The sequence below is a fragment of the Phenylobacterium sp. FG114 genome (genome assembly GCF_057809855.1).
The window spans coordinates 85649-103511 of the sequence record NZ_JBMDKU010000009.1 but is presented as its reverse complement, the minus strand read 5'-3'; the positions used below and the strand labels follow the sequence as shown (position 1 = coordinate 103511).

22 protein-coding genes are annotated in these 17863 nt (G+C 68.7%); 16 read left to right on the top strand and 6 right to left on the bottom strand.

What is annotated here, in order from left to right:
- Positions 1–22: 22 nt before the first annotated feature.
- On the bottom strand, positions 23–1123 hold the full coding sequence (locus tag ACODSY_RS16555) for a L,D-transpeptidase family protein (RefSeq protein WP_488952867.1): 1101 nt from the start codon (positions 1121–1123) through the stop codon (positions 23–25).
- Between the two features lie 44 nt (positions 1124–1167).
- Between ACODSY_RS16555 and ACODSY_RS16550 the strand changes: the two genes are divergently transcribed.
- Together ACODSY_RS16550 and ACODSY_RS16545 are read left to right on the top strand one after the other, a co-directional pair.
- A complete protein-coding gene (locus ACODSY_RS16550) occupies positions 1168–2079 on the top strand; it encodes a M15 family metallopeptidase (RefSeq protein WP_488952866.1) in 912 nt (303 codons plus the stop codon).
- A gap of 16 nt (positions 2080–2095) precedes the next feature.
- Positions 2096–2890 (top strand): alpha/beta fold hydrolase, encoded by a 795-nt coding sequence (locus ACODSY_RS16545; RefSeq protein ID WP_488952865.1) that lies wholly within the window; start codon positions 2096–2098, stop codon positions 2888–2890.
- 4 nt (positions 2891–2894) lie between these two features.
- On the opposite strand, the gene ACODSY_RS16540 is transcribed toward ACODSY_RS16545, so the two are convergent.
- The gene (locus tag ACODSY_RS16540; protein ID WP_488952864.1) at positions 2895–3527 is read right to left on the bottom strand and encodes a glutathione S-transferase family protein; all 633 of its coding nucleotides are present in this window, start codon (positions 3525–3527) and stop codon (positions 2895–2897) included.
- Positions 3528–3607: 80 nt separating this feature from the next.
- On the opposite strand from ACODSY_RS16540, the gene ACODSY_RS16535 reads away from it, so the two are divergent.
- Positions 3608–5254: an acyl-CoA dehydrogenase family protein gene (locus tag ACODSY_RS16535; protein WP_488952863.1), complete on the top strand. Its 1647-nt coding sequence runs from the start codon at positions 3608–3610 to the stop codon at positions 5252–5254.
- Between the two features lie 48 nt (positions 5255–5302).
- Here ACODSY_RS16535 and ACODSY_RS16530 read toward each other — a convergent pair whose 3' ends face one another.
- Positions 5303–5944 (bottom strand): TetR/AcrR family transcriptional regulator, encoded by a 642-nt coding sequence (locus tag ACODSY_RS16530; RefSeq protein WP_488952862.1) that lies wholly within the window; start codon positions 5942–5944, stop codon positions 5303–5305.
- A gap of 13 nt (positions 5945–5957) precedes the next feature.
- Entirely contained in the window at positions 5958–6608 is a 651-nt protein-coding gene (locus tag ACODSY_RS16525) for a TetR/AcrR family transcriptional regulator (RefSeq protein WP_488952861.1), read from the bottom strand.
- 341 nt (positions 6609–6949) lie between these two features.
- Here ACODSY_RS16525 and ACODSY_RS16520 point away from each other — a divergent pair, with 341 nt between their 5' ends.
- Both ACODSY_RS16520 and ACODSY_RS16515 read left to right on the top strand, forming a co-directional pair.
- Positions 6950–7150 (top strand): twin transmembrane helix small protein, encoded by a 201-nt coding sequence (locus ACODSY_RS16520; protein WP_488952860.1) that lies wholly within the window; start codon positions 6950–6952, stop codon positions 7148–7150.
- Positions 7150–7725, top strand: coding sequence for a cob(I)yrinic acid a,c-diamide adenosyltransferase (locus ACODSY_RS16515; RefSeq protein ID WP_488952969.1), 576 nt, complete (start codon positions 7150–7152; stop codon positions 7723–7725). Before ACODSY_RS16520 ends, ACODSY_RS16515 begins: the two co-directional genes overlap by 1 nt.
- Here the strand turns inward: ACODSY_RS16515 and ACODSY_RS16510 are convergent.
- Positions 7722–8000 carry a hypothetical protein gene (locus tag ACODSY_RS16510; protein ID WP_488952859.1) on the bottom strand — a complete coding sequence of 93 codons (279 nt, stop codon included), beginning with the start codon at positions 7998–8000 and terminating at the stop codon, positions 7722–7724. The genes ACODSY_RS16515 and ACODSY_RS16510 overlap by 4 nt on opposite strands.
- Positions 8001–8150: 150 nt before the next feature.
- On the opposite strand from ACODSY_RS16510, the gene ACODSY_RS16505 reads away from it, so the two are divergent.
- Both ACODSY_RS16505 and ACODSY_RS16500 read left to right on the top strand, forming a co-directional pair.
- Positions 8151–8897, top strand: a complete 747-nt coding sequence (locus ACODSY_RS16505; protein ID WP_488952858.1) for an electron transfer flavoprotein subunit beta/FixA family protein — start codon at positions 8151–8153, stop codon at positions 8895–8897.
- A 1-nt stretch (position 8898) separates the two neighbouring features.
- A complete protein-coding gene (locus tag ACODSY_RS16500; protein ID WP_488952857.1) occupies positions 8899–9831 on the top strand; it encodes an electron transfer flavoprotein subunit alpha/FixB family protein in 933 nt (310 codons plus the stop codon).
- A gap of 133 nt (positions 9832–9964) precedes the next feature.
- Here ACODSY_RS16500 and ACODSY_RS16495 read toward each other — a convergent pair whose 3' ends face one another.
- A complete protein-coding gene (locus tag ACODSY_RS16495) occupies positions 9965–10336 on the bottom strand; it encodes a TonB family protein (protein ID WP_488952856.1) in 372 nt (123 codons plus the stop codon).
- A 127-nt stretch (positions 10337–10463) separates the two neighbouring features.
- Here ACODSY_RS16495 and gcvA point away from each other — a divergent pair, with 127 nt between their 5' ends.
- From gcvA to ACODSY_RS16450, 9 genes are all read left to right on the top strand, one after another.
- Positions 10464–11366 (top strand): transcriptional regulator GcvA, encoded by a 903-nt coding sequence (gene gcvA, locus ACODSY_RS16490; protein ID WP_488952855.1) that lies wholly within the window; start codon positions 10464–10466, stop codon positions 11364–11366.
- A 114-nt stretch (positions 11367–11480) separates the two neighbouring features.
- Positions 11481–12359 carry a 3-hydroxybutyryl-CoA dehydrogenase gene (locus ACODSY_RS16485; protein ID WP_488952854.1) on the top strand — a complete coding sequence of 293 codons (879 nt, stop codon included), beginning with the start codon at positions 11481–11483 and terminating at the stop codon, positions 12357–12359.
- A 70-nt stretch (positions 12360–12429) separates the two neighbouring features.
- Positions 12430–12822, top strand: a complete 393-nt coding sequence (locus ACODSY_RS16480; protein ID WP_488952853.1) for a YciI family protein — start codon at positions 12430–12432, stop codon at positions 12820–12822.
- A gap of 70 nt (positions 12823–12892) precedes the next feature.
- The gene (locus ACODSY_RS16475; RefSeq protein WP_488952852.1) at positions 12893–14146 is read left to right on the top strand and encodes an RNA polymerase sigma factor; all 1254 of its coding nucleotides are present in this window, start codon (positions 12893–12895) and stop codon (positions 14144–14146) included.
- 69 nt (positions 14147–14215) lie between these two features.
- Positions 14216–14626: a VOC family protein gene (locus ACODSY_RS16470; protein WP_488952851.1), complete on the top strand. Its 411-nt coding sequence runs from the start codon at positions 14216–14218 to the stop codon at positions 14624–14626.
- A gap of 63 nt (positions 14627–14689) precedes the next feature.
- Positions 14690–15100, top strand: a complete 411-nt coding sequence (locus ACODSY_RS16465) for a DoxX family protein (RefSeq protein WP_488952850.1) — start codon at positions 14690–14692, stop codon at positions 15098–15100.
- 85 nt (positions 15101–15185) lie between these two features.
- Complete coding sequence (gene tipF, locus ACODSY_RS16460) at positions 15186–16439, top strand: flagella assembly cyclic-di-GMP phosphodiesterase TipF (RefSeq protein WP_488952849.1); 1254 nt, start codon at positions 15186–15188, stop codon at positions 16437–16439.
- Positions 16440–16488: 49 nt separating this feature from the next.
- On the top strand, positions 16489–17352 hold the full coding sequence (locus ACODSY_RS16455; RefSeq protein WP_488952848.1) for a TIGR01459 family HAD-type hydrolase: 864 nt from the start codon (positions 16489–16491) through the stop codon (positions 17350–17352).
- An 81-nt stretch (positions 17353–17433) separates the two neighbouring features.
- On the top strand, positions 17434–17856 hold the full coding sequence (locus tag ACODSY_RS16450) for a MaoC family dehydratase (RefSeq protein WP_488952847.1): 423 nt from the start codon (positions 17434–17436) through the stop codon (positions 17854–17856).
- Positions 17857–17863 lie beyond the last annotated feature (7 nt).

The following is a 17863-nucleotide window of genomic DNA, read 5'->3' as shown; positions in this document are numbered from 1 at the left end:
GCGATGGGAATCCGAGACGATCTTAGGTTGCGATGCCGCCTTCCTCGCCCAGGAATTTAACCTTGGCGCCCTTTTCCACGGCCTTTGAGAGCTGCACGGCATCCCAATTGGTGAGGCGCACGCAGCCATGGCTCGCCGTCTTGCCGACCAGACGCGGCTCTGGCGCGCCGTGGATGCCGTAGGTGTCCTTGGTCAGGTCGATCCAGACAGCGCCCACTGGATTGTTCGGTCCAGCCTTGATCGTCAGCTTGCCCGCGCTCTTGTCGCCGAAGTTCAGGCGGCTGGGATCGTAGGTCCAGGTCGGCGCCGGCGCGACCGTGCGCACGGCCCACTCGCCGGACGGCGTCGGCAGGTCGGACGAGCCCACCGTCGCCGGATAGGCCGCCAGCAGCTTGCCGCCGGCGTCGTAGGCCCGAACCTGCTTCTTCGCCTTGTCCACCTCGATCGTCGCGACCTTGGCCGGCAGAGCCTCGCGCGCGGGCCAGGCGACGATGATCTTCGCGCCCGCGGCGCCGAAGTCCGCGCCGGGATTCAGCGCCTGCAACAGAGCCACATCCATGTGGAAGCGCTCCGCCAGGGCCTCCAGGGGTCCCGTGAACCCCAGCCGCTCCAACTTGGCCATATCCTCGTATTTCTTCGGGATCTCGGGGGTATAGGGGCCCGCGGCGTCCTGCTCGGTGATCGTGTAATCGACGAGGACCGGTCCTGTGTCGGCCGTCAGCTTGGCCCAGACGTCGGCGTCCAGCAGGCCGTCCGCAGGCAGGTCGTGCGCCCGTTCGTAAGCGGCGATGGCGTTCTTCACGTTCTCCCCGTCCTGGCCGTCGATCACGCCGGGCGAGAAATGCGCGCGATCCAGGAGGACCTGGGCGCGGATCAGCATGTCGCGCCGCGCCTGCGGGGTCGTTGCCTCGGCGCTGAACACCGCCCGGTCGACGGCCTTAGCGACGGGCGCGCTCGACGGCTGCGGAGGCGGGATCTCGAGCACCTTCGGCGCCTCGGCCGGCATCGACCCGGCGGGGGGCGCGGAGGTCTGGGGCGCGCTCGCCGTCTCGCGCGGATGGATGTCGCAGGCGCTCAGGGCCACGGCCGCCACACCGCAAAGTAGAATGGGCGAGAACTTCATGCTGGACCTCTGCGTTGTCCCGCCCATTGCTGGCGGGAATGTGGATGAAGCTCCGAGAGGTCATGCGGTTCCTGGGAGCCACGGGCGCAGCGCTGGTGCTGCTGCTCCTGCTGTTCCTGCGCGTGACGAGCTGCTCGCCCGCCCACCCACCGGCCCAGGCCCCGCTGGGCGCGCCAAGCGCCCCCGCTGGTCCCGTCAGCGCCGACTGTCGCGCGGAGGGATGGACCGCTGCGGCTCAGGCCAATTCCGGCTCGCTGCGCAGCCTGGCCTGGGCGCCCTTCGGCCGGCAGGAGACGGGATGGGAGATCTACGTCCCGCTGATCCAGGCCGAGATCCGCACCACCTGTCCCTCCGACAGCGAAGGCTTCGCCGCGGCCCTGGCCACGTGGCAAGGAGAGCACGACCTGGGCAAGGACGGTGTCGTCGCCGAACCCGTCTTCATTGCCTTGAAGAACGCCGTGCAGACCCGCCGCGAGTTCGTGCGCTTCACGTCGCTCGGGAGTTGCCCGGACACGCCGAACCTGATCACCGCCGCGCGGATCGACGAGGGCTACAGCGGCAAGCAGGTGTGGATGCGGCCCAAGGCGCTGGAGGCCTATCGCCGGATGGCCGCCGCGGCTCGCGCCGAGGTTCCGGAGATCGCCGCCGATCCTCGCAACCTGACGATCTTCTCCGGCTATCGCAGTCCCTCCGCCGACGCCGTCCGTTGCCAGGCCGAGGGCAATTGCGACGGCATCGTCCGCGCTCGCTGCTCGGCCCACCGCACGGGCCTCGCCGCTGACATCTACGTGGGCCAGGCCCCTGGCTACGGCCCCGACTCCACCGCCGATCCGAACCGCTTGTTCATGACGCGGACACCTACCTACCGCTGGCTGCTGGCCAACGCCGGCCGCTTCGGCTTCGTGAACTACCCCTTCGAGCCTTGGCACTGGGAGTGGACGGGCGAGCCTCCCTGACCCTAACGTCCGCGCCATGCCCAGCGTGACCTTGAAAGGCGTCGACATCGCCTACGACGACATCAGCCCGGCCGGACCGGTCCAGCGGACTATCCTGTTGCTGCACGGGTTCGCTTCGAACCGCGCCGAAGGCTGGCGGCGGACCGGCTGGTACGGCGCGCTGGAAAGGCGCGGTTTCCGTACCATAGCCCTCGACCAGCGCGGTCACGGCGAGAGCGTGAAGTCGCACGACCCCGCCGACTACGGCCGCGAGACGCTGACCGCCGACGCACTCGCGCTGCTGGACTATTTGGGCGTCGGCCGTGTCGACGTGCTGGGCTATTCGATGGGGACCCGCACGGCGATGCAGATGGCCATCGACGCCCCCGACCGGATCTCCAACCTGCTGCTGGGCGGTGTGGGAGAGAAGCTGTGGGAGCCGCCCAAGGCGGGCGGCGTCGAAGCGATGGCCGAGGCCATGTCCGCCGCCGATCCGGCCACGATCTCGAACGAGATGCTGCGGAGCTTCCGCCAGTTCGCCGACGAGCAGGGCGAGGACCGCCAGGCCCTGGCCGCCTTCACCGCCGCCCGCAGCCCTAGCCTCCAGCGCGCCGACCTCAGCCGCCTGCCGATGCCGGTGCTGGTGGCGGCCGGCCAGTTCGACGACCTGGCCGGCGACCCGGAGCCCTTGGCGGCTGTCTTCCCGCTGGGCAAGGCAGTGACCCTTCGCGGCGTGGACCACTTCTCGGCGATCCCGCACGCCGCCTTCAAGGCCACCGTCTTCGACTTCATCGACGGCCTGCTGGACGATGACTTCCCGCCGTTCGAGTGAGCCGCTAGCTGCGCGGCCCCATGTTGTAGGGTCCGCCCTTCTCCAGCGCGGCGCGGTAGGCGGGGCGAGCCTGGAAGCGGTCCACCCAGGCCTTGATGTTCGGATACTGCGCATAGCGTCCGAAGGCGCCCGTCACCTCGCCCACGAAGCTCATCTGGATGTCGGCGGCGGTAAGGCCGCCGCCCAGCAGCCAGTCGCGTCCGGCCAGGGATCGCTCCACGTAGCCCAGGTGGTTGGCCATCTCGCTCTCGATACGCGGATGTAGCGGCGCGCCCGCCTCGCCCAGGCGGCCCACGTACATGAAGAGCATCAGCGGCAGCATCGCCGAGCCCTCGGCATAGTGCATCCACTGGTTATAGGCTTCGTAGGCTTCGCTGCCCGCGGCGGGGGCCAGCCGCCCGCCGCCGTGCTTGCGCACGATGTAGTCGATGATCGCGCCCGACTCATGGACGGTCAGCCCTCCATCCGTGATCACCGGCGACTTGCCCAGGGGATGCACCGCCACCAGCTCGGGCGGCGCCAGCCGCGTGGTGGCGTCGCGCTGGTAGAACTTGATCTCGTACGGCGTCCCCAGCTCCTCCAGCAGCCAGAGGATCCGCTGCGAGCGGCTGTCGTTGAGGTGGTGGACGGTGAGCATGAAGCGCTTCCTGTTTTCGGTTGTCGCGGTAGAGCTAAGCGGTCTGACCTGACGCTACGCAAGCCTGCCATAAGGCGCCCATGACCCTGGTCCTGCCGAACCTGCCCGACCTTCTCGAGGAAGCCGCCCGCGAGGCCGCCGCCCTTTCCGCAGCGATCGGAGCGGCCGTAGGAAGGCTCGTGACCCGCGACGGACGGCTCGACCGGGCGGCGCTCGACGCCGAGCAGCACGCCGCCCACGGCCTGGCCTGGGCCGCCGCCTATGCCGAGACGCTGCGGCAGACGGCCGCCTGGGCGCGCGCCCTGAGCGAAGAAGGCCGGCTGACCGAGTCCGAAGCCCTGCCCGCCCAGCTCCTGGCGCACGAGTATCTGAGTCAGCTCCAGGGCGGCATCCCGATGAACCAGGGCGAGATCTTCCGCCCCGCCGACGTCTTCGCCCCAGCAGAGCGCCTCGGCCACATCCTCGGCCGCCTGCGGCCGGGCGCGTCCCAGGCCGTGAAGCTGCGCATCGTCGAGTTGCTGGATCAGGCGCGCGGGCGCCCTTCGCTGGAAGCCAGCGGCCTGGACGAGACCCTGGAGGCCGTCCGCGACCAGTTCCACGCCTTCACCGAGGAGAAGATCTCGCCCTACGCCCACGGCTGGCATCTGCGCGACGAGCTGATCCCGCTGTCGCTGCTGCAGGAGCTGGGCGACCTGGGCGTCTTCGGCCTGACCGCGCCCGAGGAATGGGGCGGCTCGGGCCTTGGCAAGGTGGCGATGTGCGTGGTGTCCGAAGCCCTGTCGCGTGGCTGGATCGGGACCGGCTCGCTGGGCACGCGCTCCGAGATCGCCGCCGAGCTGATCCTCGCCCACGGCACGCCCGAGCAGAAGGCGAAGTTCCTGCCGGCCATCACCGCGGGCACGACCATCCCCACAGCCGTCTTCACCGAGCCGGAGGCCGGATCGGATCTGGGCAGCCTGCGCACGAGGGCGGTGCGCGACGGCGACGTCTGGCGCGTCTCGGGCGCGAAGACCTGGATCACGCACGCGGCCCGCGCCGACGTGATGACCCTGCTGGTGCGCACCAATCCGGACAGCAAGGACCACCGGGGCCTGTCGATGTTCCTGGCGGAGAAGCCGCGCGGGACCGACGGGGATCCCTTCCCAGCGCCCGGCATGAGCGGCGGCGAGATCGGCGTCATCGGCTATCGCGGCATGAAGGAATACGAGATCGCCTTCGACGGGTTCGAGGTCCCCCACGCCCATCTGCTGGGCGGCCAGGAAGGCCAGGGCTTCGTCCAGCTCATGGCCACCTTCGAGAGCGCCCGCATCCAGACCGCCGCCCGCGCCATCGGGGTGGCGCAGAACGCCCTGGACCTGGCCTTGGACTACGCCCTGCAGCGTCGGCAGTTCGGCGGACCGATCGCCGACTTCCCGCGCGTGGCCAACAAGCTCGCCATGATGGCCGCCGAGATCCTGGGCGCGCGCCGCCTGGCCTGGTTCGCCGCCCGCGCCAAGGACGAGGGCCGCCGCTGCGACCTGGAGGCCGGGATGGCCAAGCTCACGGCCGCGCGCATCGCCTGGGCCTGCGCCGACAACGCCGTGCAGATTCATGGTGGGACGGGGTTTGCCGTCGAGCAGCCGGTCAGCCGCGTACTGGCCGACGCACGCATCCTCAACATCTTCGAGGGCGCCGGCGAAATTCAGGCGCAGGTCATCGCCCGGCGTCTGCTGGAAGGCGCGAACTGAGCGAGCGCGAAGCGCGGACTCACCCCCACGAAGGTGGGGATCCAGGCGTCAGTTCCGCGGCCGGAACCCATCGGCGATCAGGCCGATCTGGCGGTCCATCACCCCGATCAGCATGGCGACGTCGGCCTCGCGGGTGATCACCAGGCGGTACGTCCAGGCATAGGCGCTGAGCAGCAGGTCGACGATCTCCTGCAGGTCCACATCGCCTCGGACGTCACCCTCGGCCTGGCCCTTCTCGAGGGCTTCGCGGATCGCCTGCTGCAGGCCGGGCGTGCGCCCGTACGGCCGAGCCCCCGGCGGAAGGGTCCAGTCGTAGGCGGCGGCGACATGCGACAGGAACAGACGCACGTGCTTGGCTTCGAACTCGAAATGGACGGCGAACAGCGTACGCAAGCGGTCGGCCGTCGACCCGCGGACATGCGGCATCACGCGGTCGATCTCAGCGTACAGCGGCTCGAGCCGGCCCTGCATCACCTCGGAGAGGATTTCCCCCTTGGAGGCGAAGGTCGTGAAGACGCTGCCCACGGATACGCCGGCGTGCCGAGCGATCTCGCGGATCGTCGTGCCTTCGTATCCGTGGGTGTCGAACAGCTCTCGCGCGGCCGTCAGAACCCGCTGGCGCGTCGCTTCCTTCTGCGACTGCCGCGGGGGGACATGTCCCGTGAGAGGTCCGCCCTCAGCGTCGTTCATGCCGGATCGCAGATCAGCCGCGGCGGGCGCCTGCGAGCAGGATGCGGATCTGGTCGCGAGCCCGGGCCTGCAGCGCGTCCAGGCTCCAGCCTTCGAAGATCGCCTGCGGGAAGTTCGACAGATATGTGTCGAACAGCATCTGGCTGCGGAGCTTGACTTCGGCTTCCTGCGACAACTCGCCGCGCTCGACCGCGGCGTTCAGCTGCTCGGTGAACAGGTCCTGGAACGCCATCGACGACGACATCCCGCGCAGCGTCGGACCGCCGTCCTTGTCCCACGACACCGAGAAGGCGGCGCGGGCCAGCTGCAGGCGGGTCTTGTAGAAGGTGTAGCCTGCCATGAAGATCTTCAGCAGGCCGTCCTCGACGTTCCGTCCGCGCGTGGCGGCGTCGCGCATCGCGGTGGTCAGGGCTTCCATGTCGTCGGCCATGATCTCGCGGAAGAGGTCTGATTTATCGGTGAAATTGGCGAACACCGCTCCGGTGGACATGCCGGCGGCGGCCGCGATGTCGCGGATCGTGGCGCCTTCATAGCCCTGCTCGCTGAAGAGGCGGCGGGCGGCGGCAAGGACCTTCAGACGGGTCTGCTGCTTGGCGAGGGCGCGGCGGGTGGGGGCCCGCGTCGGGGCATCGACGGAGACCTGGTTGGGGGAGATGTGCTTCATTCTTCTCTTGAATCTCGCCGGTTTAGAGGGGAGCCCGGCGATCTCTAGGTGGGGAGGATTAACCGGCGGCGCCGAGGCGTATCACCGGCGGTGAACACGTTCAACAAACTCGTTACGCGACCCGGAGAGCGCGCGTACCGTCCAACGCCGAGCGGCGTTGTGGGACCGCTCACATCGGAGATTAAGCCCTTATGGCATAAGGACTCAGGCGTCACGCCGAATCTCGACGTTCTGCCGGAACCGATGCTCGTTGAACATGATCAAACCCGCTATAGTCAAGTTTAAATTGGACTCGGGCCTTGCCCATGGCGTAGCGCCGTTCCCGCGCCTAATCTAGGGGCATGGACCTCTTCGACTACCTCATCTTCGCCGCGCTCGCCGCCGTGGGCACGGTGCTAGCGTTCGGCATCTACGCCCTCTTCCGTGGGGGCGATTTCGGACGCTCTTGGTCGAATAAACTCATGCGCCTGCGCGTATTGACGCAGGCCATCGCGGTGGCGGTGCTGATGCTGGCCGTCTGGTGGCGCAGCGCGCACGGCTGATGGTCACCCTCAACCGCATCTACACCCGCACGGGCGACGCCGGGACGACGCGCCTCGCGACTGGCGCCCCGGTCAGCAAGACCGACCTGCGGGTCGAGACCTACGGCGCGGTCGACGAGGCCAATGCGTGCGTCGGCCTGGCCCGCGTCCATCTGGCGGCCGACCCCGAGCTCGACGCCATGCTGGCGCGCATTCAGAACGAGATGTTCGACCTGGGCGCCGATCTGGCCCAGCCGCCGAAGCCGGACGAGGCCGAGGGCTCGGTGCTGCGGGTGCTGGACAGCCAGATCGCCCGCATCGAGGGCGAGATCGACAGCCTGAACGACCGCCTACCGCCCCTTACCTCCTTCATCCTGCCGGGCGGCACGCCTGCCGCGGCCGCGCTACACCTGGCCCGCACCGTCTGCCGCCGCGCCGAGCGCGAGGCCGTGCGCCTGATCGAGGCGGGCCAGCCGATCAGCGGCCCTTCGTTGCGCTACCTCAACCGGCTCTCGGACTTCCTCTTCGTCGCCGCCCGTTGGGCCAATGACGAAGGTCGCGCCGAGGTGTTCTGGAAGTCGGGCGCGACCCGCTAGTTCTTGGGCGCCGGAGCCGCGGGGCGTCCGATCGCCTTCTTCGCTTCGGCCAGGGCCTTGTCGTCGGTGATCACCCGGCCAGTGATGTCCGATACGAGCACCGGCTGGGCGCAGACCCGCTGGTCGGGATCCCACCATTTGCGCTGCTCCTTCTCGCACTTGTTGCGAGGGATCACCCAGCCGACCTGCCAAACGCCCACGCCGATGGCGCTCACGACGAAGACGGCGAGGAAGGCGATGAAGATGAGCTTCATGCGCTCGATATTGGCGTTCATGCGGGTCTTTTACGTAAGGAGACCCCGGTCTGGCTAGGTGTGTGCGCTGCGGCGAAAGTCTCCGTCCCGCGCTTGCAATGCGCGTCGGAAGCGTTATTGCCCACCCCGGCTCATTTCTTTCCGCAAAACAATTTGAGGCGCTAGCAACCCATGAAGGTGTTGGTCCCGGTCAAGCGGGTGATCGATTATAACGTCAAGGCTCGCGTGAAGGCCGACCAGACGGGCGTCGACCTCGCCAACGTCAAGATGTCGATGAATCCCTTCTGCGAGATCGCAGTCGAAGAGGCCGTCCGTCTCAAGGAAAAAGGCGTGGCGAGCGAGATCGTCGCCGTGTCCGTCGGCCCGACCCAGGCGCAGGAAACCCTGCGCACGGCCCTGGCCATGGGCGCTGACCGCGCCATCCTCGTACAGACCGACCAGGACCTCGAGCCGCTGGCCGTGGCCAAGGTGCTGAAGGCCATCGTGGGCGAGGAGAGCCCCGAGCTGGTGCTCATGGGCAAGCAGGCCATCGACGGCGACAACAACGCCACCGGCCAGATGCTGGCCGCCCTGCTCGACTGGCCGCAGGCGGCGTTCGCCTCGGAAGTCGTGATCGAGGGCGGCAAGGCCAAGGTGACCCGCGAGGTCGACGGCGGCCTGCAGACGCTGAACGTCGACCTGCCGGCGGTGGTCACCGCGGACCTGCGTCTCAACGAGCCGCGCTACGCCTCGCTGCCGAACATCATGAAGGCGAAGAAGAAGCCGCTGGACGTGAAGGAGCTGGGCTCGCTCGGCGTCGACACGGCCGCCAAGCTGAAAGTCGTCAAGGTCACCGAGCCGCCGAAGCGTTCGGCCGGCATCAAGGTGGAGACCGCGGCCGACCTGGTTTCCAAGCTCAAGACTGCGGGAGTGCTCTAAAATGGCCGTTCTCGTCATCGCGGATCACGACAACGCGACCCTCAAGGACAACACCCATAAGGTGGTCACGGCCGCCCAGGCCATCGGCGGCGACGTCGACATCCTGGTCGCGGGTTCCAACACCGCCGCGATCGCCGCGGAAGCCGCGAAGATCGCCGGCGTCCGCAAGGTGCTGACCGCGGACAGCGCCGAGCTGGGTCAGGGCCTGGCCGAAGCCTTCCAGGACCTGATCGTGGGCCTCGCGGGCGGCTATGACGCCATCCTCACGCCCGCCACCACCCAGGGCAAGAACTTCAGCCCGCGCGTCGCCGCCAAGCTGGACGTGGCCCAGATCTCGGACGTGATCGAAGTCGTGTCGGCCGACACCTTCGTGCGCCCGATCTACGCCGGCAACGCGCTGGAGACCGTCCAGTCGTCCGACGCCAAGAAGGTGCTGACGGTCCGCCCGACCGCCTTCAAGGCGGCGGCGGAAGGCGGCTCGGCCAAGGTGGAGAGTGTCTCGGCGCCCGCCGCTCCGGCAAAGAGCCACTTCGTCGACCAGCAGATCGTCAAGTCGGCCCGCCCTGACCTGGGCGCCGCCAAGATCGTGGTCTCGGGCGGTCGCGCCATGGGCTCCGCCGAGGAGTTCCAGCGGGTGATCGATCCCCTGGCCGACAAGCTGGGCGCCGCCGTGGGCGCCTCGCGCGCCGCCGTCGACGCGGGCTATGCGCCGAACGACTACCAGGTCGGCCAGACCGGCAAGGTGGTGGCGCCGGAGCTCTACATCGCCATCGGCATCTCGGGCGCCATCCAGCACCTCGCCGGCATGAAGGACTCGAAGGTCATCGTCGCGATCAACAAGGACGGCGACGCGCCGATCTTCCAGGTAGCCGACTACGGCCTGGTGGCGGACTACAAGACCGCCGTGCCCGAACTGATGAGTGCGCTGGGCTAGTTCCCACGCTCGATAAGACGACGAAGGGCGGTCCGGCGACGGGCCGCCCTTTTTCGTGCGCGAAGAGAAGGGCGGCCCTCGCGAGCCGCCCTCAAGTGGCCGCCGTGTGGTTGGAGCCCGTCGGCGGTATCTCCTAGGGGGTGGGGGCCCCTGGATTCTGCGCCTGCCGGACCGCCTCCGAACCGACAGCGATGTTCACTTCGGCGCCGACCAGCACGTTGGGCGGCGCGGCTAGGCGCAGGCGCCGCACGACCAGGGCCGCGCGCCGGTCCGCCTCGGCCGAGCCGGAGGAGGTCACCACCCGTGGGTTGGCCAACCGGCCATCGCTGCTGACCCGCGCCCGCACCACCAGCGGCTGGTCGGTCTGTACGCCGGACGCCGCGAGATCGGCGGTGGCCGCCGCGCTGGCGCGCTCCAGGAAGGCGTCGACGTCGCGATTGGCCGCCTGGGCCGCGCCGCTGGCCGTGAGCAGCGCGGCCGACAGCATGAGAGCAAGCGTTCTCATCCTAATAATCCCTTGTTTTAACACACCAAACTTGCAACGCCGCTTCTTTGGGATGTAGGTAGCGGTGCACCGGCTCGCCAACGATAGATTTTGCCAGGGGTTGTTACCTGGGCTAACAACCTCGGCCATGGTCCGCCTGCCGCCGTTCTTCGCGCTTCGCGCCCTCGAGGCCGCGGCCCGCCATCGCAGCTATTCCGGCGCCGCGAAGGAGCTGTCGGTCACCCACGGCGCCATCAGCCAGCAGATCCGCCGGCTCGAAGCCGAATTGGGCGCGCGCCTCTTCGAGCGGCGCGGCAACGCCATGATCCCCACCACCGACGCCCAGCGGCTGGCCACCGAGGTCTCGCGCGGGCTGGACGTGCTGAAGAACGCCGTCGCCGACTTCGCCGCCATGGCCGAGCGCGACCCGCTGGTGGTCAGCCTCGACGCCCAGTTCTCGGCCCGGTGGCTGACCTCGCGACTACCCCGGATGCTCTCCGACCTCGCCGCGGAAACCCTGGAACTCCGCGTCGAGGAGCGGGTGGCGAACTTCACCACCGACGGCGTCGACATGGCCGTTCGCTATGGCGCGGGCCGCTGGCCCGGCGTCGAGACCGCCCACCTGTTCAGCGAGACGCTGAGCCCGGTCTGCAGTCCCGCGTTCCTTGCCACACAGCCGCTCGCCGACCCCGCCGACCTGCTGACCGCGCCGCTGCTCCACCACGGCCACCGGCCCTGGAGCCTATGGTGCCGCGAGTTCGGGCTGGAGGCGCCCGCCCCCTCCGGCATGGTCTTCGAGGACTCCACCATGCTGTTGGAGGCGGCCGCACAGGGCATGGGCGTAGCCCTGGCCCGCAGCGCGCTGATCGAGCAGGATCTTCGGACCGGCCGGCTCGTCCGTCCCTTCGACCAACACGTGGTCTCCGAACTCGGCTTCTGGATCGTCTGGCGCGCCGACAGCCGCAAGTTGCGACGCATCGGCGCACTCCGCGAATGGTTGTTGGCCGAGGCTGCCGCCTCGCGTGTTCCGGAGTCCCCGCGCGCGGCCTGATCTGCTGCGACGCAGCAATTCCGCTTGCCGCAGTGCGCCATACAGATGTTAGAAAGCTGGCTCTGTTAAAAAGCTGCCACAAAAAGCAGCATCCGCTCTCGAGGGTTCAGGCCTGTGGTTGACATCAAGACGGTGGGCGTCATCGGCGCCGGTCAAATGGGCTCCGGCATCGCCCATGTCTGCGCCCTCGGCGGCTATGACGTCCTGCTCCACGATGTGAGCGCCGAGCGGATCGATCAGGGCATCGCCCAGATCGAGAAGAACATGGTCCGGCAAGTCTCGCGCGGCATCATCACCCAGGAAGCCATGGAAACGGCCATCGCCCGCATCAAGCCGGCCGCCGAACTCCAGACCATCGGCTCCACCAGCCTGGCGATCGAGGCGGCGACCGAGAACGAAGAGACCAAGAAGGCGATCTTCAAGGCGCTCCAGCCGCATCTGACGCCCACCACGTTGCTGGCGTCCAACACCTCGTCGATCTCGATCACGCGCCTGGCCTCGGCCACCGACCGGCCCGGCAAGTTCATCGGCCTGCACTTCATGAACCCCGCGCCGGTCATGAAGCTGGTCGAGATCATCCGCGGCATCGCCACCGACGCCGACACCTACGAGTTGGCCGTCAGCTTCGCCCAGTCCCTGGGCAAGACCACCTCCAACGCCGAGGACTTCCCGGCCTTCATCGTGAACCGCGTGCTGGTGCCGATGATCAACGAGGCGATCTACACGCTGTACGAGGGTGTCGGCACGGTCGACGCCATCGACACGGCGCTGCGCCTGGGCGCCAACCATCCGATGGGCCCGCTGGAGCTGGGCGACTTCATCGGCCTCGACACCGTGCTGTCGATCATGAACGTGCTCTACGAAGGCCTGGCCGACAGCAAGTACCGTCCGTGCCCCCTGCTGGTGAAGTACGTCGAGGCCGGCTGGCTGGGCCGCAAGTCGGGCCGTGGCTTCTACGACTACCGCGGCGACAAGCCCGTCCCCACGCGCTAGGGATTTTTTCCCAACACCCTGTCGGCCCGACCTATCCTTGCGCGTCCTAGGACCACAAGGAGGCCAGCCCATGCTCTACGCCCTGCTCTGCTACAACGACGAGGACGTCGTCTGGGCCTGGGACAAGAAGCAGGACGCCGAGGTGATGGAGCGCCTGTCTGTCGTGCGCGGCCGGCTGGAGAAGTCCGGCAAGCTGGGCCCGTCGCTGCGTCTGCTGCCGACCACCGCGGCCACCACCTTCCGCAAGTCCGAACCGCCGCTGGTTATCGACGGCCCGTTCGCCGAGACCAAGGAACAGCTGCTCGGCATTTACATCATCGACGTCGCCGACCTGGACGAGGCCCTGGCCGTGGCCAAGGAGCTGGGCGACGCCAACCCCGGCGGCGCTTACGAGATCCGCCCGCTCGCCGTCTACAACGGCGGCTCGCCCGAGGCCGTCGCGAAGGGCGTCGTGGCGGCATGACCCGGCTTCGCCAAGGCGCAGGGCCGGGCCCTGAACTTGTCCTGCGAAGCTCCGCCAGGAGCGAAGCAGGATGAGCAACGACCTGGCCTGGATCAACGCGGCCATCTCGGCCGCGCGCCCCCAGGCCGTGGGCGCCCTGCTCCGCTACTTCCGCGACCTCGACACGGCCGAGGAGGCCTTCCAGGACGCGTGCCTGCGGGCCCTGAACAACTGGCCCAAGAACGGCCCACCGCGCGACCCCGCCGCCTGGCTGATCATGGTGGGCCGCAACGCCGCCCTGGACGGGGTGCGCAAACGCTCGCGCCAGACCGAACTGCCCTCCGAGGAGGTGCTGTCCGACCTGGACGACGCCGAGGACCGCGCCGCCGACCGCATCGACGCGGCCGACTACCGCGACGACGTCCTGCGCCTCCTGTTCATCTGCTGCCACCCGGACCTGCCGGCGACGCAGCAGATCGCCCTGGCCCTGCGCATCGTCTCGGGCCTGTCGGTCAAGCAGATCGCCCGCGCCTTCCTGGTCTCGGAAGCGGCCATGGAACAGCGGATCACGCGCGCCAAACGGATCGTGGCCGAGGGCGACGCCCAATTCGAAACGCCCGGTCCGGTCGAGCGCGCCGAGCGGCTCGCGGGCGTGGCGGCCATGCTCTACCTGGTCTTCAACGAGGGTTATTCGGCAGGCGACAACCCGGCCCGCGCCCAGCTCTGCGGCGAGGCCATCCGACTGACGCGCCTGCTGCTTCGCCTCTACCAGACCGAGCCCGAGATCATGGGCCTCCTGGCGCTGATGCTGCTGCAGCACGCCCGCACTCCGGCCCGGTTCGACGCCGAGGGCCAGATCGTGCTGCTAGAGGACCAGGACCGCGGCCTCTGGAACCGGCCGATGATCAACGAGGGGCTCGCCCTGATCGACAAGGCGATGCGCCATCGCCGCCCAGGCCCCTACCAGGTGCAGTCCGCCATCGCCGCCTTGCACGCCCGGGCGGCCACGCCGGCCGACACCGACTGGGCCCAGATCGAACGCCTCTACGCCAGCCTGGAGCGGCTGACGCCCTCGCCGGTGATCACCCTCAACCGCGCCGTGGCCGTCAGCAAGGTCGCCGGGCCCGAGGCCGCGCTGCAGATGATCGGGCCCTTGGCCGACAAGCTCTCGGGCTACTTCCACTTCCACGGGCTGACCGGGGCCCTCAACCTGGAGCTCGGCCGCCACCGCGAAGCCCAGGTCGCCTTCGACCGCGCCATCGCGCTCGCCAACACCGCTGCCGAGGCGGCCCACATCCGCCAGCACCTCGACAGCCTGATGCGCGACCACGCCCCCGCGAAATAATTCCGCGGGGCCGTCGGATCGCCGCCGGACGGTTCGTCCTAGGGGCAGCAACCCCGCAGGAGACGCCAGATGTCCGAGACGCTCACCCCGCAGCAGGTCGAAACCAAGGGCGGCGCCATCGCCTACCTCGCCGTCGACGGCGCGATGAAGGCGGCCCACTTCTACGAGAAGGCGTTCGCCGCCCAGATCGCCTTCGCCCACCCGGTCGACGACCAGGGCCGCACGATGCACGTCCACCTCTACATCAACGGCAGCTCGGTGATGATGGGCGACTTCTACGAGGAGCATGGGCACGGCAAGGTCGCGCCGCAGGGGTTCACGATGCAGCTCATCGTCAATGACTGCCAGGCCTGGTTCGATCGGGCGGTGGCCGCCGGCTGCGAGAGCCTTGTCCCGCCACAGAAGATGTTCTGGGGCGACACCTGGGCCCAGGTCCGCGACCCGTTCGGCTTCGTCTGGGCCTTCGACCAGGCCGACTGAGGCCGCGCCGCCGTCCGCGGCCACCTCCCCGGCCGCGGACGCAACCTCATCCAGGATCCGACCATGACCGCCATCACCGCCACGGCCGCGCCACAGGGCAGGGCCATGACCATCGCCGGCTGGACCCTCACCGGCCTCTTCACCGCCTTCATGGCCTTCGACATCGGCATCAAGCTGATCCGGCTCCCGATCGTCGAACAGACCGGAGCCACCCTGGGCTTACCTGCGGGCAGCGGCTTCGGCATCGGGGTCCTGGAGCTGATCGTCGTGGCGCTCTACCTGGCGCCGCCCACCTCCGTCCTCGGCGCGGTGCTGATCTCGGCGCTCATGGGCGGAACCTGCGCGGTGCATTACGTGAACGGCAACCCGCTCTTCAGCCACATGCTGTTCGGCCCCTACCTCGCCGTGTTCGCCTGGGGCGGCCTGTGGCTGCGCGACCCGCAACTGCGGCGCCTCTTCCCGATTCGGCGTTAACCAATCCCGAACCGGCGGCATGGTTAATGAATTCGACTACCCTGGACTCCGCAGCGGATACTCCGGGTGATTCGGAACAGGATCCATGCGTCGGCTCACTCTCGCCCTGCTCTGCGCGACCTACCTCTGCCTCTCGCTGATCATCGCGCTCAGCCTGTGGCGGAACGGCATGGGCGTTGGCGCGGCCATCTCTTCGATGATGGGCTGCTTCGGCCTGTGCCTCGCCTCGCACGGCATGGTCATGCGCTTCCTCGAGATGCGTGAGATCCGCGGCGAGGTAGAAGCTGTCCGCGAGGGCCACCGCATCCTGCTGGACCAGATGGTCCGCCTCGACGGCCGGGTTACCGACATCGCCACTGTCGTCGAGGGCGATAAGTCCCGCTCGCACGAACTGACCGGCGAGGTGCACCTGCTGGAGAAGCTGGTCCACAAGATGACCCGCCGGTTCGAGGAGCAGCCCTACGCCACCTCCACGCCGCACCTCGCCGCCCGCGGCGGCCAGGACGTGCGCCGGCCGGTCAGCCTGCTGGACGTCGTGCGCGAGGCCCTGACCGAGAACCGCGTCGACCTCTACCTCCAGCCGGTCGTCGGCCTCCCCCAGCGCAAGACCGTCTTCTACGAGAGCTTCTCGCGCCTGCGCGACGCCTCGGGCCAGGTGATCATGCCGGCGGAGTACCTGTCGGTCGCCGAGCCCACCGGCCTGATCACCGCCATCGACAACCTGCTGCTGTTCCGCTGTGTGCAGATCGTGCGCCGTCTCGCCGCGCGCGACCGCCGCGTCGGCGTGTTCTGCAACATCTCCATGGCCAGCCTGGGCGACGACGAGTTCTTCGCCCAGTTCCTCGACCTGCTGCGCGCCAATCGCGACCTGGCGCCCGCGCTGATCTTCGAGGTGGGCCAGGCCGCGTTCGACAACCGCACCAACGTCCAGGCTCGGAACATGGGCCGCCTGGCCGACCTCGGCTTCCGCTTCTCCATCGACAAGGTGACCAACCTAGACCTCGACCTTCAGGATCTCACCCGCGCCGACGTGAAGTTCGTGAAGGTGACGGCCCAGACCCTGCTGGACGAGCTCACCGAGATCGATGACCGCCTCGTATTGCGTTCGATGCCCGATCTCGCGGCCGAGGATTTCGCCCTGCTGCTCCGCCGCTACGGCGTCGACCTGGTCGCCGAGAAGGTGGAGAACGAGCGCCAGGTGGTCGACATTCTCGACCTCGACATCCAGCTGGGCCAGGGCCACCTGTTCGGCGAGCCCCGGGCCATCAAGAACGACGTCCTGGCCGAAGCCGGCGCCCCGTCCCCCAACGTCGAACGCATGCGCTCGCGCGCGGCCTAGCGCCTCCGCTCTCGCTTCGCGGGAGAGGAGTGTGCTACCGCCCGCGGCCATGACCTCCCCCAAACCGATCTCCGGGCTCTCCGAGCTCGCCGGCCGCTACGACGTGCTGCTCTGCGACGTCTGGGGCGTGATCCACAACGGCCGCGAACACTTCCCCGAGGCCTGCGCCGCCCTGGCGCGGTTCCGGGCCGAAGTGGGTCCGGTGATCCTGATCTCCAACGCGCCGAGACCCCACGGCCCCGTCATCGAACAGCTCGACGGCCTGGGCGTGCCGCGGGCGGCCTGGACCAAGCTGGTCACCTCGGGCGACGCCACCCGCCCGCTGCTGGCCGAGCGCGCGCCGGGCCGGGTGTGGGCGATCGGCCCGGAGCACCAGAGCGTGCTGTACGGCGGCCTCGACCTCGCCATGGGCGGGCCGGAGGACGCGGACTTCATTTCCGTGACCGGTCCCTACGACGACGAGAACGACGAGCCCGGCGACTATCGGGACCGCTTCATCGTCTGCGTCGAGCGCGGCCTGGAGTTGATCTGCGCCAACCCCGACATCGTCGTGCAGCGCGGCGACAAGCTGATCTACTGCGGCGGCGCGCTCGCCCAGCTCTACGAGAGCCTCGGCGGCAAGGCGGTGATGGCCGGCAAGCCGTATGCCCCGATCTACGAAATGGCGCTGCGCGAGGCCCAAGCTGAGCTACAGCGACCGATCGACGCGGCCCGGGTGCTCTGCGTCGGCGACGGACTGCCCACCGACGTGCGTGGAGCCAACGCGCGAAACCTCGATATTCTCTTTGTCGCCAATGGGATACATGGCGGCGAGACGGTCGGCCCGGACGGCCTGAATCTCAAGGTAGTTGACGATCTCCTGCGGCAAGAAGGCCTACAGGCGAACTGGGCCATTGCGGATATGGCATGGTGAACGGCGCGAGTCGCACCGCCGACGGCACGGGTCGGCGGGGCGAGGGGGTGCGCCGCAAAACGGCCTCAGGGGGGAACTGCCGTGCAAGGCTTCTATTTTGACGACCTCACCGTCGGTCAGACGGCGGAGATGAGCCGTGTCGTGGGCGCGGCCGACATCGAGGCGTTCGCCGAGGTGTCCGGCGACAACAACCCCGTCCACCTGGACGAGGCCTACGCCAAGACCACGACCTTCGGCGAGCGCATCGCCCACGGCATGCTGTCGGGGGCCTACATCTCGGCGGTGCTGGGCACGCGGCTGCCGGGGCCCGGCGCCATTTACCTGTCGCAGTCGCTGCGCTTCCGCCGGCCGGTCAAGATCGGCGACCTGGTGGTGGCCAAGGTGACCGTGAAGACCCTGGACAGCGGGCGCGGCCATGTGACGCTCGACACCGCCTGCGAAGTCAGCGGCAAGACCGTGGTCGACGGCGAAGCTCTAGTGATTGCGCCGCGCCGCCCCGCATGACTTAAAC

Coding starts and splice junctions, on each gene's coding strand:
- ACODSY_RS16555 (WP_488952867.1), bottom strand. CDS start 1,123: ATGAAGTTCTCGCCCATTCTACTTTGCGGTGTGGCGGCCGTGGCCCTG.
- ACODSY_RS16550 (WP_488952866.1), top strand. CDS start 1,168: ATGAAGCTCCGAGAGGTCATGCGGTTCCTGGGAGCCACGGGCGCAGCG.
- ACODSY_RS16545 (WP_488952865.1), top strand. CDS start 2,096: ATGCCCAGCGTGACCTTGAAAGGCGTCGACATCGCCTACGACGACATC.
- ACODSY_RS16540 (WP_488952864.1), bottom strand. CDS start 3,527: ATGCTCACCGTCCACCACCTCAACGACAGCCGCTCGCAGCGGATCCTC.
- ACODSY_RS16535 (WP_488952863.1), top strand. CDS start 3,608: ATGACCCTGGTCCTGCCGAACCTGCCCGACCTTCTCGAGGAAGCCGCC.
- ACODSY_RS16530 (WP_488952862.1), bottom strand. CDS start 5,944: ATGAACGACGCTGAGGGCGGACCTCTCACGGGACATGTCCCCCCGCGG.
- ACODSY_RS16525 (WP_488952861.1), bottom strand. CDS start 6,608: ATGAAGCACATCTCCCCCAACCAGGTCTCCGTCGATGCCCCGACGCGG.
- ACODSY_RS16520 (WP_488952860.1), top strand. CDS start 6,950: ATGGACCTCTTCGACTACCTCATCTTCGCCGCGCTCGCCGCCGTGGGC.
- ACODSY_RS16515 (WP_488952969.1), top strand. CDS start 7,150: ATGGTCACCCTCAACCGCATCTACACCCGCACGGGCGACGCCGGGACG.
- ACODSY_RS16510 (WP_488952859.1), bottom strand. CDS start 8,000: ATGAACGCCAATATCGAGCGCATGAAGCTCATCTTCATCGCCTTCCTC.
- ACODSY_RS16505 (WP_488952858.1), top strand. CDS start 8,151: ATGAAGGTGTTGGTCCCGGTCAAGCGGGTGATCGATTATAACGTCAAG.
- ACODSY_RS16500 (WP_488952857.1), top strand. CDS start 8,899: ATGGCCGTTCTCGTCATCGCGGATCACGACAACGCGACCCTCAAGGAC.
- ACODSY_RS16495 (WP_488952856.1), bottom strand. CDS start 10,336: ATGAGAACGCTTGCTCTCATGCTGTCGGCCGCGCTGCTCACGGCCAGC.
- gcvA (WP_488952855.1), top strand. CDS start 10,464: ATGGTCCGCCTGCCGCCGTTCTTCGCGCTTCGCGCCCTCGAGGCCGCG.
- ACODSY_RS16480 (WP_488952853.1), top strand. CDS start 12,430: ATGCTCTACGCCCTGCTCTGCTACAACGACGAGGACGTCGTCTGGGCC.
- ACODSY_RS16475 (WP_488952852.1), top strand. CDS start 12,893: ATGAGCAACGACCTGGCCTGGATCAACGCGGCCATCTCGGCCGCGCGC.
- ACODSY_RS16470 (WP_488952851.1), top strand. CDS start 14,216: ATGTCCGAGACGCTCACCCCGCAGCAGGTCGAAACCAAGGGCGGCGCC.
- ACODSY_RS16465 (WP_488952850.1), top strand. CDS start 14,690: ATGACCGCCATCACCGCCACGGCCGCGCCACAGGGCAGGGCCATGACC.
- tipF (WP_488952849.1), top strand. CDS start 15,186: ATGCGTCGGCTCACTCTCGCCCTGCTCTGCGCGACCTACCTCTGCCTC.
- ACODSY_RS16455 (WP_488952848.1), top strand. CDS start 16,489: ATGACCTCCCCCAAACCGATCTCCGGGCTCTCCGAGCTCGCCGGCCGC.